The sequence below is a fragment of the Curtobacterium sp. MCLR17_059 genome (assembly GCF_003234665.1).
In the GTDB taxonomy this organism is placed as follows: Bacteria; Actinomycetota; Actinomycetes; order Actinomycetales; family Microbacteriaceae; genus Curtobacterium; species Curtobacterium flaccumfaciens.
On sequence record NZ_QKSU01000004.1, the window covers coordinates 23,797 to 40,449 of the forward strand.

15 protein-coding genes and 1 tRNA gene are annotated in these 16,653 nt (G+C 71.5%); 6 read left to right on the top strand and 10 right to left on the bottom strand.

The window, feature by feature from the left end; translation table 11 throughout:
* The first annotated feature begins 114 nt into the window (after positions 1–114).
* Positions 115–1,404 carry a nicotinate phosphoribosyltransferase gene (locus DEJ12_RS07395; protein WP_111029532.1) on the top strand — a complete coding sequence of 430 codons (1,290 nt, stop codon included), beginning with the start codon at positions 115–117 and terminating at the stop codon, positions 1,402–1,404.
* Positions 1,405–1,574: 170 nt separating this feature from the next.
* On the opposite strand, the gene DEJ12_RS07400 is transcribed toward DEJ12_RS07395, so the two are convergent.
* The 3 genes from DEJ12_RS07400 to DEJ12_RS07410 all read right to left on the bottom strand — a co-directional run bounded on the left by DEJ12_RS07400 (position 1,575) and on the right by DEJ12_RS07410 (position 4,783).
* The gene (locus DEJ12_RS07400; protein WP_099051947.1) at positions 1,575–1,835 is read right to left on the bottom strand and encodes a DUF3039 domain-containing protein; all 261 of its coding nucleotides are present in this window, start codon (positions 1,833–1,835) and stop codon (positions 1,575–1,577) included.
* Between the two features lie 129 nt (positions 1,836–1,964).
* Positions 1,965–3,536: an ABC transporter permease gene (locus DEJ12_RS07405; RefSeq protein WP_111029533.1), complete on the bottom strand. Its 1,572-nt coding sequence runs from the start codon at positions 3,534–3,536 to the stop codon at positions 1,965–1,967.
* Positions 3,512–4,783: an ABC transporter ATP-binding protein gene (locus tag DEJ12_RS07410; protein ID WP_258370506.1), complete on the bottom strand. Its 1,272-nt coding sequence runs from the start codon at positions 4,781–4,783 to the stop codon at positions 3,512–3,514. The genes DEJ12_RS07405 and DEJ12_RS07410 overlap by 25 nt, the downstream gene beginning before the upstream one ends.
* Positions 4,784–5,080: 297 nt before the next feature.
* Between DEJ12_RS07410 and DEJ12_RS07415 the strand changes: the two genes are divergently transcribed.
* The 4 genes from DEJ12_RS07415 to DEJ12_RS07430 all read left to right on the top strand — a co-directional run bounded on the left by DEJ12_RS07415 (position 5,081) and on the right by DEJ12_RS07430 (position 7,834).
* Positions 5,081–5,776, top strand: a complete 696-nt coding sequence (locus DEJ12_RS07415) for an NTP transferase domain-containing protein (RefSeq protein ID WP_017887019.1) — start codon at positions 5,081–5,083, stop codon at positions 5,774–5,776.
* Positions 5,777–5,820: 44 nt separating this feature from the next.
* A complete protein-coding gene (locus DEJ12_RS07420; protein ID WP_258370505.1) occupies positions 5,821–6,645 on the top strand; it encodes an ABC transporter permease in 825 nt (274 codons plus the stop codon).
* On the top strand, positions 6,645–7,415 hold the full coding sequence (locus tag DEJ12_RS07425; RefSeq protein WP_111029535.1) for an ABC transporter ATP-binding protein: 771 nt from the start codon (positions 6,645–6,647) through the stop codon (positions 7,413–7,415). The genes DEJ12_RS07420 and DEJ12_RS07425 overlap by 1 nt, the downstream gene beginning before the upstream one ends.
* A gap of 116 nt (positions 7,416–7,531) precedes the next feature.
* Positions 7,532–7,834, top strand: a complete 303-nt coding sequence (locus DEJ12_RS07430) for a hypothetical protein (protein ID WP_071405447.1) — start codon at positions 7,532–7,534, stop codon at positions 7,832–7,834.
* A 47-nt stretch (positions 7,835–7,881) separates the two neighbouring features.
* On the opposite strand, the gene DEJ12_RS07435 is transcribed toward DEJ12_RS07430, so the two are convergent.
* The 5 genes from DEJ12_RS07435 to DEJ12_RS07455 form a co-directional block, all read right to left on the bottom strand.
* A complete protein-coding gene (locus DEJ12_RS07435; RefSeq protein ID WP_111029536.1) occupies positions 7,882–9,114 on the bottom strand; it encodes a CDP-glycerol glycerophosphotransferase family protein in 1,233 nt (410 codons plus the stop codon).
* 42 nt (positions 9,115–9,156) lie between these two features.
* A complete protein-coding gene (locus tag DEJ12_RS07440) occupies positions 9,157–10,032 on the bottom strand; it encodes a glycosyltransferase family 2 protein (RefSeq protein ID WP_111029647.1) in 876 nt (291 codons plus the stop codon).
* Positions 10,033–10,076: 44 nt separating this feature from the next.
* Complete coding sequence (locus DEJ12_RS07445) at positions 10,077–10,898, bottom strand: CDP-alcohol phosphatidyltransferase family protein (RefSeq protein WP_110864465.1); 822 nt, start codon at positions 10,896–10,898, stop codon at positions 10,077–10,079.
* 4 nt (positions 10,899–10,902) lie between these two features.
* Complete coding sequence (locus DEJ12_RS07450; RefSeq protein ID WP_111029537.1) at positions 10,903–11,946, bottom strand: glycosyltransferase family 2 protein; 1,044 nt, start codon at positions 11,944–11,946, stop codon at positions 10,903–10,905.
* A gap of 182 nt (positions 11,947–12,128) precedes the next feature.
* Entirely contained in the window at positions 12,129–14,084 is a 1,956-nt protein-coding gene (locus DEJ12_RS07455; RefSeq protein ID WP_258370504.1) for a S1C family serine protease, read from the bottom strand.
* Positions 14,085–14,275: 191 nt separating this feature from the next.
* Between DEJ12_RS07455 and DEJ12_RS07460 the strand changes: the two genes are divergently transcribed.
* Entirely contained in the window at positions 14,276–15,484 is a 1,209-nt protein-coding gene (locus tag DEJ12_RS07460) for an aminotransferase class I/II-fold pyridoxal phosphate-dependent enzyme (protein ID WP_111029538.1), read from the top strand.
* A gap of 32 nt (positions 15,485–15,516) precedes the next feature.
* Here DEJ12_RS07460 and DEJ12_RS07465 read toward each other — a convergent pair whose 3' ends face one another.
* Complete coding sequence (locus DEJ12_RS07465) at positions 15,517–16,356, bottom strand: carbon-nitrogen hydrolase family protein (RefSeq protein ID WP_181433048.1); 840 nt, start codon at positions 16,354–16,356, stop codon at positions 15,517–15,519.
* Positions 16,357–16,532: 176 nt separating this feature from the next.
* Positions 16,533–16,609 (bottom strand) — tRNA-Met (locus DEJ12_RS07470).
* Positions 16,610–16,653: the final 44 nt, after the last annotated feature.

Consider the following 16,653-nt stretch of genomic DNA (forward strand, 5'->3'; position numbering starts at 1 on the left):
GCACCAGCGTACCGACGCAGGCCGACCAGCACCGACGCGGCCACGCGCGCCACGCGCGCCGGGCGGCCGAGGTGATCCGGGCCTCCCGAGGGTCACGTCACTAGTGTCGGAGACGTGACCAGCGCGCTCCTCACCGACCAGTACGAGCTCACCATGGTGGACGCCGCCCTGAAGGACGGCACCGCCGACCGCCGATGCGTCTTCGAGGTGTTCGCCCGGCGGCTGCCGGACGGCCGCCGCTACGGCGTCGCGGCCGGGCTCGGACGCTTCCTCACCGCCCTCGGGGACTTCCGCTTCGGCGACGAGGAGATCGGGTTCCTGCGCGACCGCGGCGTCATCGACGCCGGCACCGCCACGTGGCTCGCCGACTACCGGTTCAGCGGCGACGTCCGCGCGTACCGGGAGGGCGAGGTCTACTTCCCGAACTCCCCCATCCTGCAGATCGAGGGCACCTTCGCCGAGGCCGTCGTGCTCGAGACCCTCGCCCTGAGCATCTTCAACGCGGACTCCGCGATCGCTTCGGCCGCCGCCCGGATGGTGTCCGCCGCCGACGGCCGACCACTCGCCGAGATGGGCTCCCGCCGCACCGGCGAGTGGAACGCCGTCGCTGCCGCCCGTGCCGCGTACATCGCCGGCTTCGGCGCGACGAGCAACCTCGAGGCCGGGCGCACCTGGGGCATCCCCACGATGGGCACCGCCGCGCACGCCTTCACGCTGCTGCACGATTCCGAGGAGCAGGCGTTCCGGTCGCAGCTCGGCGCGCTCGGCAACGGCACGACCCTGCTCGTCGACACCTACGACATCGAGGCCGCGGTCGAGACGGCCGTCCGGCTCACCGACGGCAAGCTCGGCGGCGTCCGGATCGACAGCGGCGACCTGCCGTCCGTCGTCGCCGCCGTGCGGGCGCAGCTCGACCGCCTCGGCGCGACGGGCACGAAGATCACGGTGACGAACGACCTCGACGAGTACACGATCGCGGCGCTCCGAGCCGCCCCGGTCGACTCGTACGGCGTCGGCACCTCGGTCGTCTCCGGCTCCGGGCACCCGGCCGCCGGCATGGTGTTCAAGCTCGTCGCGCACCGGGACACGGACGGCGGCGACTGGGTCCCCGTCGCCAAGAAGTCGGCCGACAAGGCGTCGATCGGCGGCCGGAAGGAAGCGGGCCGACGACTCCGCAACGGCGTCGCCACCGCCGAGATCGTGCTCACCGGTGCGCAGGTCGGCCCGGACGAGCGGCCACTGCTGGTCCCCGTGGTCACCGGCGGCGAGGTCGACCCGGCGTTCCTCGGCACGCAGGGCGTCGAGGCCGCACGCGCGCACCACAAGCGCGCGAAGGCGGAGCTGCCCGCAGACGCGTCGCGCATCGGGCGCGGCGACCCCGCCATCCCCACCCTGGTGATCTAGGGCGCACGCACGCGCGCGTGGCGCGCGCGTCACGCGACGCCGCTTCGTGAGCAGCAATGGTCGGGTCTGCGTGAGGGACGCGACCATTGCTGCTCACGAAGCGACCGACGGACGGACGGGAGGCCCGTGGCGGCGTCGCCACGGGCCTCCCGTCCGTCTGCTGGTCGCGGCTACTCGGCCTTCATCTTCTCGTAGATGGCCTTGCAGTCCGGGCAGACCGGGAACTTCTCCGGGTCGCGACCCGGGATCCACTTCTTGCCGCACAGGGCCTTGACCGGCTTGCCGGACAGGGCCGACTGCAGGATCTTGTCCTTCTTGACGTAGTGCGAGAACCGCTCGTGGTCACCGGGTTCGATCGCTTCGTCTTCGAGGAGCTTCTCGAGCTCCCGGTCCATCACGTCGAGGCCGCCGCCTGGTTCCGTCATGCTCATGGGTCCAGGGTACGACGGTCCGCCCTCGGGCGCGCCGCTCGTCCGCGCTGGGCGATCGTCTCGCGGAGTCGCTCGGTGCCCGGTGCGCTGCGCCGCTCGTTGCGCTGTGTCGCTCGTTGCGCTGTGCCGCTAGTTGCGCTGCGCCGCGGCGAGCAGGTCGGGGCCGCGGCGGTCGAACAGGCGTCCGCCAGCGGAGACACCGATCACGAGCACGACGGCACCGACCCCGATGCCCACCAGGAGCGTCAGCACCGACCAGGGCTCCGGACCCTGCACGACGGCGAGCACCGCGAGACAGGCAGCGGGGACCGTGCAGAGCACGATGCCGATCACCATGGACGCCTGCGCGACCGTGGCGGTGACGCCGGCGGCCTGGGGCTGCTGGAACGGGTGGTCGCCCGGCCGCACCGTCGGGTAGGGCATGAGCACGGACAGGACGCTCGACAACCCGAGCCCGGACAGCAGCGCGCTCGCACTCACGCCGATGAGCAGCGGGAACACGGCCCAGTCTCCGAACAGCCGGGCGGACAGTGCGGCCCCGGCGACGATCGCGGGCGCCCCAACGACCAGCACGGGCACGACACGGCCGAGCCGGTCGCTCCACCCGGGCGCACCCGAGGCGACGTGCAGCCACACGGCGGTGTTGTCGTACGAGACGTCGTTGTGCGGCAGGAACCCGGCGATCAGCGCCATCAGCGGCAGCGGCACGAGGGCGGTCCACTGCCACGGCACCCCGGCGACACCGAGCGGGATGACGACGATCGGCACGAGCAGGATGATCAGGTACGACGTGCGGTACCGCGGGTCGCGCACCCAGTAGGTGAGCGCCCGGGCGGCGACGGCCGACACCGGAGCCGAACCGAACCGGTCGAACCAGCCCAGGCCCTGGTAGCGACGGGTTCGGGCCCGGTCGTCGACGGTCTCGAGCGCACGGCCGACGAGTGCCCACCACGCCCAGGCGAGGAGCGCGACTACGGCGACCGCGACGAGGAGCTTCAGGACACCGGCGCCGACGTGGCCGCTCGCGACCTCGGCGGGCACGGCCCACGCGGCACCCCACGGGGTCCACCCGGCGACGTCCGCGACGCGCTGCATCTCGGCGCCCTGCGGGTCGAGCCAGTCCACGCGCAGCAGCAGCGCCACCGTCGGGATCGAGAGCGCGATGATGACGAGCGCCACCAGCCACCCGGCGTCGCGGGAGCGGTCCGGCCCGATCAGCCGGGAGCCGACGGTGCAGCAGACCCGGATGAGGAGCGCGCACGTGGCGACGCCGAGCAGCCCGCCGAGCACCGCGAGCAGCCCGAGACCGGGGTCGCGAGCCCAGGCGACGACCTGGCCGACCGCGACGACGACCACACCGATCACCGGGATGCCGACGAGGCCGGCGACGACGAGTCCGATCGCCAGGCGACGGCGCTCGATGCCGAAGACCGCGAAGCGCCGCGGGTGGAGCTGGTCGCTCCGGCCGACGACGAGCGGCACGACCGTGAAGCCGAAGGTGATCAGGGTGCCGACGGGCACGATGACGGCACGCGCGACCTCCGGGTCGGCGTCACCGAGGGCGATGGTCTGCGCCGCGACGAACACGGCGGCGAGGAGCCCGGCGAGGCTCCCGAGCACGACGGCGACGGACCGGCGGGCGGTGCCGCGGACCTCGCCCGCGAGCAGGTCCGCCCTCAGCCGGAGAAGCTGTGCAACCATTCCATGCTCTCCGCGACGACACGACCGCCGGCGAGTTCGACGAACTTGTCCTCGAGGCTCTTGCGCCCGCGGACCTGGGCCATGGTGCCGGACGCCAGGACCTTGCCGCCGACGATGATGGCGACCGAGTCGCAGGTGCGCTGCACGAGCTCCATCGAGTGGCTGGACAGCACGACCGTGCCGCCACCCCGGGTGTACCGGCGCAGGATGTCCGTGATCGTCGCCGCACTCACCGGGTCGACCGACTCGAACGGCTCGTCGAGCACGAGCACCCGCGGCGAGTGGATCAGGGTCGCGGCCAGGGCGATCTTCTTCGCCATGCCGACGGAGTAGTCGGCGACCTGGCGACCCAGCGCCTCGCCCAGCCCGAAGGCCTCCGCGAGGTCGGCACTGCGCTTCCGGGCGGTGGCACCGTCGAGCCCACGGAGTGTGGCCGAGTAGTAGAGGAGCTGCGCGCCGGTCAGCCGGTCGAACAGGCGGAGCCGGTCCGGCAGCACACCGAGACTGCGCTTCGCCGCCGTCGGGTCGGCCCAGACGTCGTGGTCGAGCACCGTCACCGAGCCGGCGTCGGGGCGCAGGAGTCCGGTGATCATGGAGAGGGTCGTCGTCTTGCCGGCGCCGTTCGGGCCGACCACGCCGAAGATGGAGCCCTGCCGGATCTCGAGGTCGACCTCGTCGACGGCCAGGGTCTGCCCGTACCGCTTGACCAGGCCGCTCGCTGCGAGCACGACGGGCTGGAGCGTCTGCGGCTGCTTCGGGGCGGCGGTGCGGGGCGCACGCTTCTTCGCCGCAGGCGCGGCGGTGCTCGCCGGGTCAGCGACGTCCGTCGCGTCGTCCGCGTCGGTCGGGACGGGAGGCGCGGCGTCGGTCCGCGGGGCGGCCTTCGTCGGGCGTTTGGTGCGTCCCTTGCCGTTGCGCGCCTTCGCGGGGCGGGGCGCTGCGGCCGTCGCGTCGTCGGTGCGGTTGTCCGTCGTCGTGTCGTCGGTGCGGGTCTCGGTCGTCGCGTCGGTGCCGGTCGTCGCGTCGTCCGGGTGGGTCTCCGTCGTCGCGTCGGTGCGGACGGCCGTCCCGTCGGTCATCGCGTCATCAGTGGCGGCGTCGTCCGCATCAGTGTCCCCCGTGTCGTCGTCGGCTGCGTCGTCCTCAGCAGCCGCGGCGGCGTCCGCGTCGTCGGCGTCCCCCGCCTCGGTCATCCAGGCAGCGTCGGCCGTGGCGTACACGTCCTCGTTCTCTGCTCGCGCTGGCATCGACCCACCGTACCAACGCTCTCCGACCGTCGGGAACCGTCTCGGCCAGGGTCACGAATTGAGTACGAAGCGCGCAGACCCGTACCCCGCGAGGGGGTGTTTCCGTATCATTCACCAGGGCACGAAGGAGTGTTCACCACTTGGAAACCTGCTCCAGCAGGCGATCCCGGCAGCCTCCTCGCTGCGACGACCACGTCGACGCGACCGGTTCTCGGGCAACTCGGACGTTGGAAGCGCAGACTCGACGAGGCCCGCCCGTACCCCAGGGTGCGCGGGCGGACACCAGAAGGGACCAGCATGACCACGCAGATCGTGATCCTCGCAGCGGGGATGGGCAGCCGTCTCGGCCGCAGCCTGCCGAAGCCGCTCACGGAGCTCAGTGACGGCCGCACCATCATGCAGCAGCAGTTCGACAACATCCGCGCCGCGTTCGGTTCGAGCGCCCGCGTGACGATCGTCGTCGGCTACAAGTCGGAGCACATCGTCGAGGCGTTCCCCGAAGCGAACTTCGTCTACAACGAGTCCTACGACTCCACCAACACCTCGAAGAGCCTGCTGCGTGCCCTCAAGGCCACCGGCAAGAGCGGTGTCCTCTGGATGAACGGCGACGTGGTCTTCGACCCGATGGCGCTCGTCCGTGCGGCCGACATGATCGACGAGGGCCGTTCCTTCGTCAGCGTCAACACCGACAAGGTCTCCGACGAAGAGGTCAAGTACACCGTCGACGCCGAGGGCTTCATCCACAAGCTCTCCAAGCAGGTCGTCGGGGGTCTCGGCGAAGCCGTCGGCATCAACTACGTCTCCGCCGCCGACAAGCAGGCGCTCATCCGCCAGCTCGGGCGCGTCGACGACCAGGAGTACTTCGAGGGCGGCATCGAGGCTGCCATCGCCGAGGACGGGCTACGCTGGACGCCGATCGACATCTCCGACCTGTACGCGGTCGAGATCGACTTCGCCGAGGACCTCGAGCGCGCGAACAACCTGTTCGCCTGAACCACCGTCAGGACCCCCTCGGCGGTTCCGCCCGGAGGGAAACCGTGACCACAGCGAGTGCGCCGACCGCGCCCGTGGCTCCCGCACCCGCGAAGGCCCGGAGCGCCGGTCGGCGCTATCGTCAGGCCCTGTGGTTGCTGACCGTCCGCGACCTCCGGGTCCGCTACTCGACGTCGGCGCTCGGCTACGTGTGGTCGATCCTCGACCCGCTCGTGATGTCGGGGATCTACTGGTTCGTCTTCACGCAGGTCTTCCACCGCGGCTCGGTCGGTGAGGATCCGTACATCGTGTTCCTGCTGTCCGCGCTGCTGCCGTGGATGTGGTTCACCGGCGGCGTCTCGGACTCCACCCGGGCGTTCATCAAGGAATCGAAGCTCATCCGCTCGACCACCATCCCCCGCACCATCTGGGTGGCACGGATCATCGCGTCGAAGGGCATCGAGTTCCTGCTGAGCCTGCCGGTCCTGGCGGCCTTCGCGATCGCGACGGGTGCCCACCTGCACTGGCAGGTCGTGTTCTTCCCGCTGGCGATCGTGCTGCAGTGCGCGCTGGTCTACGGCCTGGGCCTCATCGTCGCCCCGCTGGTGGTCTTCTTCCGTGACCTCGAGCGCGCCACCAAGCTCGTGCTGCGGTTCCTGTTCTACGCGTCCCCGATCATCTACGGCACGCACGCGCTGCCCTCCGCCCTGCGCGACATCGCCGCGATCAACCCGCTCACCGGCATCTTCGGCATGTACCGCGCGGCGTTCTTCCCCGGCCAGCTCGACTGGCTCGAGGTCGGCGCCTCGGTGATCGTGACCGGCATCGTCCTGGTGATCGGGTTCGCGGTGTTCCGCCGCAGCGAGCACCGCGTGCTGAAGGAGCTGTGATGACCGCGACCGACCAGACCAGTCGCACCGAGACCGTCGCACCGGTCATCTCGGTGCGCGACGCCGGCATCTGCTTCAAGCGCAACCGTCGCGCGAGCCGGAACTTCAAGGACCTGTTCGCCGGACGCGGGCGCCGCAAGCGTGCCGATGAGTTCTGGGCGCTCCGCAACGTGTCGTTCGACGTCCGCCCGGGCGAGGCGATCGGCGTCGTGGGGCGGAACGGCCAGGGCAAGTCGACCCTGCTGAAGCTCGTGGCGCAGGTCATGCTGCCCGACGAGGGCCGCGTCGACGTGGGTGCCGGCGTCGCCCCGCTCATCGAGATCACCGGTGGCTTCGTCGGGGACCTCACGGTGCGCGACAACGTGTACCTGACGGCGGGTCTGCACGGCATGTCGCGGGCCGAGATCCGCGACGCCTTCGACGAGATCATCGACTTCGCCGAGATCGCCGACTTCGTGGACACCCCCTACAAGCACCTGTCGAGCGGCATGAAGGTCCGCATCGCGTTCGCGGTGATCTCGCGGCTCGACGAACCGGTCATCCTGGTCGACGAAGTGCTGGCGGTGGGCGACAAGGCTTTCCGCGAGAAGTGCTACAAGCGGATCGAGCAGCTCCTGGCCGGCGGCCGGACGCTGTTCTTCGTCTCCCACAGCGACAAGGACCTCCGTCGTTTCTGCGACCGGGGGCTCTACCTCGACAAGGGTCGTCTGCAGCTCGACGGCACCATCGAGGCCGCGCTGGCCCGGTACGCGGCCGACTACGGCTCCTGACCGGCCGGGGTACTCCCCCTGCACCAACACCGGTATCGCTGGCTCCCTCCACAGCCCCGGCCCTCGTGAGCGCCCCCGGGGTCCCGCCGTCGGACCCTCCCCCTAACGTTCCACCCATGCACCACCCACCAACCGCGTACGCCGTCCCGTTCGCCGTCGACCGATCGCACGCACCGCGTCGGTACGACCTCGTCAACACCGGCCCCGAGCCGGTCGACGGGCTCTCCCTCACCCATCTGGGCAACGGCTACTGCCCGCCGCTCGCGGTGCGCCGCCTCGACCCGGGCAGGTCGTTGTCGCTGGCGGTGTTCGGCGCCGACCCCGAGGACACGGGGGTCGTCATCGTGCGGTGGCGTCGGCCCGACCGGTCCGAGTACCTCTGGCGGATGTCACTCGTCGGGCCGGGGCTCCAGCCGTGACCCTGCGCCGACCTGCGCCACGGAGCAACCGGGGTGACGACCGGCCGTCAGCGCCCGTCGCGTTCGGCCGCGACGGTCCGCCACCGCTCGAGCAACCACTCCACTGCCTCGTGGAACCGCTCGGTGGCGGCACCCGGGGTCGTGTCGCCGAAGTACCGTGCGACCCAGTGCTGCAGGCGTGCAAGCTCCTCGGCGTCGCTCGCGGCCGCGTCGACCCGGGCGAGCACCGACGGGGCGTCCGCCGCGGTCAGCCAGTTCGCGTCGCTCAGGTAGCCCCGCTCGTCGACGTCGGCCTCGGGCGAGACCGGCCGCGTGACGATGAGCGGCTTGCCGACCGCCAGCCGGTCGTAGATCATCGCGCTGATGTCCGTGATCGCGACGTCAGCGTCCGCCAGCTGCCAGCCGAGGTCACCGCCGTCGTCGTACAGGTGGTGCGCGGCGGGATCGGCGGCGTTGGCCGCGCTGATCGCCGCCACGATGCGCTCGTGCGCCGCGCGGTACGCCGGGTCGAGCACACCACTGCGCGGGTGCGGGCGGTAGACCAGCCGGTGGCGGGGCGACGCCAGCACCTGCTCGGCGATGACCGTGCCGTGCGACGCGATCGACCCGTACGCTGCGGCACCGCGGTCGCCCTCCCACGTCGGGGCGTAGAGCACGACGGTCCGGTCGTCGTCCGGGTACGGGGCCGCTCCGGCGAAGTGGTCGGCCTGCGGGCGTCCGATCGCGATGGTCCGGGCGTCCAGGTCGTAGTCCCACAGCGCCTCGGCCAGACGATCGCGCGCTGCGTCCCCCGCGATCAGGGCGTAGTCGTACGCCTTGAACTGGTTCGTGGTCATGTACATCTTGTCGCTCTCGCCGTGGTTGACGAAGACGTGCCACATCCGCCCGTACCGCATCATCTGGAAGTTGCGGGCGTTCTGGTTGACGTACAGCACCACCTTCGGCGCCTGGGTGTCGACGAAGTGCTCGAGGTCGACCACCTGCCGGGCGTAGACCGCGGGCACGGGCGACTCGTCGAGCAGGGTCAGCATGGTGCCCGGACTCCGCGAGACGATCGCCACCGGGTGCGTCTTCGCGAGTTCGGCCAGCGGCGCGTACCACTGGCGCACCTGGTACATGTTGACCGGACCGTCGGCGAAGTACACGGCGATCTCGACCGAACCGGGCGTCGGCTTCGGCGCGGATGGCAGTCGCTGCGCGAGCTGCCGCCGGCTCCGGCGCGACGTCAGGAGTCGCTCGACGAGCCGCAGTGCGGTCCGCAGGTCGCTGATGATCGACATGGTCCTTCTCCGGGTCTGCTCGGGCGGTACGGGGCGGGCGGGTCAGACGACCGGCGGCCGCCCTGCGATGGTCATCCGTGCGACTGTGAGCCAGCCCATCGGGCGGACCGGACCGCAGTCGGTCGTCCATCCTTCACGGATCCCACCGAACCAGGTGGCCAGTCGGCGGGGGTGACGCCACCAGCGCGCGATCTGGATCGCGGCCCACGACCCCACGTACAGCGGTCGCAGCACCGTCGGCAGGTTGCGCCGAGCGAGCCACACCCGGTTCCGGGCGTTCAACCGGTAGTACTCGGTGTGCCGCGCCGGGTCGATCGCGGGGTGGTGCGCGACGAGGTCCCCGGCGTACCAGGTCCGACGGCCGGCGTCCCAGACGCGCCAGGCGAGCTCGATGCCCTCGTGGGCGTAGAAGTACTCGGCACCCCAGCCGCCGACGGCCCGGTACACGTCCATCGGCAGCACGACGGCGCCTTCCCAGACCGAGAAGACCGGCGACGAGTGGTCCGGCTCGCCCTTCCGGATCCGCGGCACCCACCGGCGGGGGTTCGCGGCGCCCGTGGGGTCGACGACCCGCGGCTGCACGAGGCCGAGCGACGGATCGTGCTCGAACACCGCGATCGCGTCGCGCAGGAACGTCGGCGACGGCACCGACGCATCGTCGTCGAGGAAGAACACGTAGTCGCCGTCGACGACCTCGGCCCCGGCGTTGCGCCCGGCCGGGATCCCGACGTTCTCGGGCAGGGCCAGCGCCCGAACGCCGTCCGGCAGCCCGGTCGGCGCCCAGCCGTTGCCGACGCAGACGACGTCGAGCTCGACGTCCTGCTGCGCGAGCACGCTGTCCAGCCCGCGGCGCAGGTCGTCCGGCCGGGTGCCCTGCGACAGGCTCACGACGGCGACGCGCGGTCGTCCGCGGTGCACCACCGCGTGGCGGCGCAGCGTTCCGGGCACGGTCGTGTCCTCGGTCACGCCTTGACCCGCTTCGAGGCGATGATCGCCAGGAAGTGCCCGACCGTCGCGAGCACGGCGAGCGGCAACAGCGCACCGACCAGGATCCGGCTGGCGAGCGGGTCGCCGATCACCAGGGCGAGCAGGGCGAAGACGAACGCGAGCATGCTCAGCTCGACCGAGTGGTACAGGCGGTGGAACGGCAGGAACTTCGCCAGACGGCGGAGCGAGGCGAGCTTCCGACCCGACGGCGCGGTGGAGGCGTCCCGTCGGTCGACGAGCTTGTCGAGCCCGGCGTTCGCGCGGGCCACGTGCACCATGTCGTTGAGGGCCTTGTTCAGCACGATGACCAGTCCGAGTGCGCAGCCGATCGTGGTCCACATCCAGTCGGCGTCGTGGATCGGCCAGGTGGCTGCCCGGATGCCGAGCGCGACCGGGATCAGGCCCTCGGTCGTGTAGTGCCCCACCTTGTCGAGGAACACCCCGGCGGGCGACTTGGTGCCGCGCCACCGGGCGACCTCGCCGTCGGAGCAGTCGACGAGCATCTGCAGCTGGCCGAGCACGAGCGCCAGCGCGGCGCCCCAGATGCCAGGGATGAGGAGGGCGGCAGCGACGCTCCAGCCCACCAGGATCATCAGGCCGGTGACCTGGTTCGCGCTGACACGGGTCTTCAGGAGCACCCAGGTCAGGTACGGCGAGACGTCGCGCAGGTACAGCGAGGCCGTCCAGTGCTCGGCGTTGGCGCGGGCACGGACCTCGTCCGGCTGGGCGACGGCCCGGAGCTCGGCGATCGAGGTCGGCCGTGCAGATCCGCGGCCGGTCGTGGGCTGGTCGGTCATTCGGTCACCGTCCCGTGTGGGTGGTCAGCTCGGACGTGCGGGTCAGGAACCCGATGATGAACCCGAGCCCCCAGCCCACGTGGATGCAGGGCAGCACGACGAGCAGCCAGAGGAGCGTCGGCAGCCCGGAGCGGCGCGCCACGGCGATCGACCCCAGGACGACGAAGAGCAGGTAGACGACGGGCACCACGAACCCGAGCAGCGCCCAGGCGAGCGGCGTACCGAGCACGGCGCCGACGACGCCGACGAGCCCGGCGACGATGCCCAGTGCCATCGCCGCCACCATGGCCGGCGGCACGAAGTAGCGCAGGCCGTTGTTCGCCGGGAACCGACGGGCGAGCTCGCCGCGCCACAGCCCGGTGGCGACGAACTGCCGCACCAGGCGCTTCAGGCTCGGCCGCGGGCGGTACGTGACGACGAGTTCGGGCGTGAACCAGACGGTCCCACCGGTCTGGCGCAGCCGCCGGTTGAGTTCCCAGTCCTGTCCGCGCTTGATGCCCTCGTCGAAGAGTCCGACGTCGAACAGCCGCTCGCGTCGGAACACGCCGAGGTAGGCGGTCTCGGCCGGGCCCGCGGTGCCGCCGACGTGGTGCGGGGTGCCACCGAGCCCGACACGGCTGCCGTAGGCCAGGGCGACGGCCCGCTCGAAGGGGGTCCGGCCCTCGGCGCGCATGATGCCGCCGACGTTGTCCGCACCGGACTCGAGGAGCGTGTGCACCGCGATGCGCGTGTAGTCGGTGGGCAGGACCGAGTGCGCGTCGACCCGGATGACGACGGGGTGCACGGAAGCACGGATCGCGACGTTCAGCCCGGCGGGCGTCGACCCGACGGGGTTGTCGATCGCGCGGATCCGGGGGTCGGCAGCGCTCATCTCGGCGACGAGCTCGTTCGTGCCGTCGATCGACGGCCCGAGCGCGAGGATGACCTCGAACGGGCCCGTGTAGTCCTGGTCGAGCAGGCTGCCGACGGCGGCCCGGACCTCGGTGACCTCGTTGAGCACGGGCATCACGTACGAGACGCCCGGCAGGGGCTGTCCGTCTGACTGCATGCGTACCTCGGGGTGCTGGCTGGCGGCACGGGACGCACCGGGGCGGTGCCGCCCCGCAGAGCGACCATGAGCCTATCAAGAGGCCGAACCGCCCACCTGCGTCGACGCGGGACGCGCCCCGTGACGGACTGGAGGCCCGGCGCACGTCGTGCCCCGGGCCTCCTGTCCGTCGTGTGGTGGCGTCAGCCCTTGCTGTCGAACGTCCCCAGCTTCACGTCGGCCTGGCGGGTCTGGCCGTCGCGGACGTAGCTGATCGTCGTCGAGGCGCCGCCCGCGAAGAAGCGCACCTGCGCGGTCAGGTCGGTGGCGTCGGAGACCGACGCCGAACCGATCTTCGTGACGACGTCGCCCTTCTGCAGACCGGCCTTCGCCGCGGCACCGCCGTTGGACACCGACTTGATGAGGGCGCCGACCTGGGTGGCGCTGGCGTCCTCGGTGGCGTCGCCGACCGTTGCGCCGAGGAGCCCGTGGGTCGCCGACCCGTTGTCCTTGATCTCGTTCGCGACCCGCTTGACCAGGTTGGCCGGGATCGAGAAGCCGACGCCGATGCTGCCGGCGGCCGACTCCGACGACGAGCTGCCGGCCGAGGCGATGGCCACGTTGATGCCGATCAGTCGGCCCTTCGAGTCGAGCAGCGCACCGCCGGAGTTGCCCGGGTTGATCGATGCGTCGGTCTGGATGACCGGGAGCGAGACGGTGGTGTTCGCGGACGAGCTGCTGCCGTTGTCACCGTTGCCCCAGAAGTCGAAGGGACCCGAGCCGCCGTTGCCGCCCTCGTTCGAGTCGCCGCCCTCACTGGGGGCGCTCGAGGTGACCTGGATGCTGCGGTTCAGCGTCGAGACGATGCCGTCGGTGACGGTGTTCGACAGGCCCAGGGGCGCGCCGATCGCGACCGCGGTGTCGCCCACGTTGAGCTTGGACGAGTCCGCGAACTCCATCGGCTTGAGGTCGGTCGCGTCGATCTTGATGACCGCGAGGTCGACCGTCGGGTCGGTGCCGATGAGTTTGCCCGCGTAGATCTTGCCGTTCGAGGTCGTGACGGTGATCCGGCCGTTCGAGCTGTCACCGTCGAGGGTGACCACGTGGGTGTTCGTGACGATGTAGCCGTCCTTGCTCATCACCACGCCGGACCCGGTGCCGGCCTCGTTGCTCGCGGACACGTTGATCGTGACGACGGACGGGGTCGCCTGTGCCGCGACGGCGGTGACCACGGTGGCGGAGTCGTAGTCGTTGACGGTCAGGTTGCCGCCCTGCGACGAACCGGAGGACACCACGCTGCCACCGTCGTTGCCCGAGGAGACGGCCCAACCGGCACCGCCGCCCACCAGACCGCCGGCGATGACCGCGGCGATGACCGGCAGGAGCAGCTTGCTGCGGCCCGAGCGGTCCTTGGTCGTCGTGGTCGCCGCGGCGCCCGAGGCGTCGTCGCTGAAGTAGTGACCGTTGCGCTGGTTCGCGCCGTCGACGTCACCGAAGCCGCTCGTGGCCGACTGCGGAGCCTGCGCGGACGCGTTCGCGTACTCGGAGGACGAGCTCGGAGCGGTCGAGGACGTCGGCTGGGCGTACTCGCCGTAGCGGGGGCGTTCGCCGCCCGACTGGCCGTACTGGGACTGCTGGCCGTAGGGGTTCTGGGGCTGCTGGCCGTACTGGCTCTGCTGGCCGTAGGGGTTCTGGGGCTGCTGGCCGTACTGGCTCTGCTGGCCGTACGGGTTCTGGGCCTGCGGCGTCTGCTGGCCGTACTGCGGCTGCTGGCCGTACGGGTTCTGGCTCTGCTGCGACTGCTGGCCGTACGGGTTCTGGCTCTGCGGCGACTGCTGGCCGTACGGCGACGTCTGCTGGCCGTAGCCGCCCTGCTGCGCACCCGAGGAGTCGCCCGAGACGGCGGGGTACGGCGCGGTGTAGCGGTCGGTCGGGTGGTCCGTCGACGACGGGATCACGTCCGTGTGGTCCGGGGTCGTCTCGTCGTTCTGGTTCTGGTTCTGGTTCGGGCGAGGGGTCTCGTCCGGCTGGTCGGAGTCGTTCGGCATCGACGTGTTCCCTCTCGTGGCCGCTGCTGCGGCGTCCTCACTGGCGGCAGGCGGAGCCGCATCGTCCGGACGGCGGTCGTCGCCCTGCCCGCTGGGCGTGGTGTCGGTCATGCTGGACGTGCTCCTTTCAAGCTCGTGCAGTCTGTCGCAAGCACCTGAGCGGTCCTTCTGGCGAGGCTGCGAGCCACCCCTGGCGATCTTATGCGTGCGCTGTACACGGTGGCCCGGTCCGCCGCGGGACGGACAGCTAGGTTGGGGTCCGTTCAGCGCGACACGTCGTCGCCCGCACGGGAGGGAACCACATGCGCCAGGCAGGACCGTGGCTGCGAGCCGCCGACGGAGCGATGCTGCTGGGACCGGACGGGGTCCCCGCACCGACGGTGTTCGCCGAGATGAGCGCCCTCGCCGCCAGCACCGGCGCGGTCAACCTGGGGCAGGGCTTCCCCGACGAGGACGGGCCGGCCGAGGTGCTCGAGGCCGCGGTGCAGGCGATCCGCGACGGCGTGAACCAGTACCCGCCGGGCCGGGGCACCCCTGACCTGCGGGCGGCGATCGCCGAGCACCAGCAGCGGTGGTACGGGCTCGAGGTGGACCCCGACCGCGAGGTCCTCGTCACCGCCGGTGCCACCGAGGGGCTGGCCGCCACGATCCTCGCGCTGGTCGAACCCGGTGACGAGGTGATCACCTTCGAGCCGTTCTACGACGCCTACGGCGCGCTCATCCGGCTGGCCGGCGGGGTGCACGTCACAGTCCCGCTCACCGCGCCCGACTTCCTGCCCGACGAGCGCACGCTCCGCGCGGCCTTCACCGACCGCACCCGCGCCGTGCTCGTGAACACCCCGCACAACCCGACCGGCCGGGTCCTGCCCACCGAGGTGCTGCAGACGATCGTCGACCTGGCCACCGAGCGCGACGCGGTGATCATCACGGACGAGGTCTACGAACACCTGACGTTCGACGTCCCGCACACGCCCATCGCGACCCTGCCCGGCGCCGCCGAGCGGACGGTGTCGGTGTCGAGCGCGGGCAAGACCTTCAACACGACCGGGTGGAAGGTCGGCTGGCTCACCGCTCCCCCGGCACTCGTCGACGCGATCACGACGGTGAAGCAGTACCTGACGTTCGTGAACGGCGCGCCCTTCCAACCGGCCGTCGCCGTGGGACTCCGCCTGCCCGACGCGGTCTTCACCGGCATCGCCGCCGACCTGCGCGCGAAGCACGAACTGCTCGCCGACGGACTGACGGCGGCGGGCTTCGACGTGATGCGGCCCGACGGCGGGTACTTCGTGCTCGCCGACGCCGCGCCGCTCGGGTACGACGACGCCCGTGCATTCTGCCTCGAACTGCCCGCGTTGGCCGGTGTCGCGGGCGTGCCGGTCTCGGCGTTCGTCCGCCCGGACCGGGTCTCCGGCTACCGGTCCCTGGTGCGCTTCGCGTTCTGCAAGCGCCGGAGTGTCCTGGAGGACGCCACCGCACGCCTGGCGACCCTCGGAGCGCGCCCCGGCGCCTGAGACGCGACCGCGTCGGGGACGCGACCGACGCGTCAGGGCTGCCCCGGGCCTCCAGGCAGGGTGCGCAGTGCGACGTCGTAGCGCCGCAGCGACAGCGACGGGTTCACCCGTCGGACGGCGTCGGTGACGGTGGTGTCGATCGTGGCGGTGAGCGTGGTCGGCGAAGCGCCGGCCGAGGCGACCGCGACGCCCGACGGGTCGAGGACGACCGAGCCGCCGATCCCGATCGGCGGCGTCTGCCCGACCCCGACGACCCAGACGGTGTTCTCGATCGCGCGGGCGGTGAGGAGCGTGCGCCAGTGGTGCTCCTTGCCGGGGCCGCGCACCCACTCCGCCGGGAGGACGACGACGTCGGCCGCGCCGGTCTCGGGAGCGGCGAGCCGTCGCGTGACCTCGGGGAATCGCAGGTCGTAACAGGTCTCGAGCCCGACACGGACCCCGCCGAGGTCGAAGACCGGCAGCTGCTCCGGGTCGCCGGACTCGATGCGGTCCGACTCCCGCGAGCCGAAGGCGTCGTAGAGGTGGACCTTCCGGTACGTCGCCGCCAGGTCGCCCGACGGGAGCACCGCGACCAGGGTGTTCCGGAAGCGCTCCGGCGTGTCTGCCGACTCGGCGACCCCGACGACCAGGGCGATGCCGGTCTCGCGGGCGATGTCGCGGAGGCCGGAGACGAACGGACCGTCCAGGGGCTGCGCGGCCGCCACGAACCGATCGTCGATGTCGGCGGCGAAGTACGAGGTGTACTCCGGCGTGATGAGGAGATCGGCGCCACGGGCCGCCGCGTCGACGGCGGCGGTGCGCACGGTGTCGAGGTTGGCGACGGGGTCGTCCACGGGGGCGAACTGCGCCGCCGCGATCGTGAGGGTGGCCATGGGGCGAGCGTACCCGGGGGTCTGCGGCGGGCGGGCCTGCGGCTGGGCGTCCTGCGCCGGGCGTCTCGTGGCGGGGCGTCTCGCGTCTCGCGTCTCGCGTCTCGTGGCTGGGCGTCTCGCGGCGGAGACACGAAGAAGGCCCCGGTCCTGTTGGACCGGGGCCTTCATGTGACGCTTGGTTGCGGGGGCAGGATTTGAACCTACGACCTCTGGGTTATGAGCCCAGCGAGCTACCGAACTGCTCCACCCCGCGGCACGTTTAGAAGCCTACACGGGGCCGTGGCGGGACACAAATCG

Excerpts from the sequence above, each read along its gene's own strand:
- DEJ12_RS07405 (WP_111029533.1), bottom strand. The coding sequence starts at position 3,536 with ATGGTTGCACAGCTTCTCCGGCTGAGGGCGGACCTGCTCGCGGGCGAG.
- DEJ12_RS07425 (WP_111029535.1), top strand. The coding sequence starts at position 6,645 with ATGACCGCGACCGACCAGACCAGTCGCACCGAGACCGTCGCACCGGTC.
- DEJ12_RS07460 (WP_111029538.1), top strand. The coding sequence starts at position 14,276 with ATGCGCCAGGCAGGACCGTGGCTGCGAGCCGCCGACGGAGCGATGCTG.
- DEJ12_RS07400 (WP_099051947.1), bottom strand. The coding sequence starts at position 1,835 with ATGAGCATGACGGAACCAGGCGGCGGCCTCGACGTGATGGACCGGGAG.
- DEJ12_RS07455 (WP_258370504.1), bottom strand. The coding sequence starts at position 14,084 with ATGACCGACACCACGCCCAGCGGGCAGGGCGACGACCGCCGTCCGGAC.
- DEJ12_RS07435 (WP_111029536.1), bottom strand. The coding sequence starts at position 9,114 with ATGTCGATCATCAGCGACCTGCGGACCGCACTGCGGCTCGTCGAGCGA.
- DEJ12_RS07430 (WP_071405447.1), top strand. The coding sequence starts at position 7,532 with ATGCACCACCCACCAACCGCGTACGCCGTCCCGTTCGCCGTCGACCGA.
- DEJ12_RS07450 (WP_111029537.1), bottom strand. The coding sequence starts at position 11,946 with ATGCAGTCAGACGGACAGCCCCTGCCGGGCGTCTCGTACGTGATGCCC.
- DEJ12_RS07465 (WP_181433048.1), bottom strand. The coding sequence starts at position 16,356 with ATGGCCACCCTCACGATCGCGGCGGCGCAGTTCGCCCCCGTGGACGAC.
- DEJ12_RS07445 (WP_110864465.1), bottom strand. The coding sequence starts at position 10,898 with ATGACCGACCAGCCCACGACCGGCCGCGGATCTGCACGGCCGACCTCG.
- DEJ12_RS07410 (WP_258370506.1), bottom strand. The coding sequence starts at position 4,783 with ATGCCAGCGCGAGCAGAGAACGAGGACGTGTACGCCACGGCCGACGCT.
- DEJ12_RS07415 (WP_017887019.1), top strand. The coding sequence starts at position 5,081 with ATGACCACGCAGATCGTGATCCTCGCAGCGGGGATGGGCAGCCGTCTC.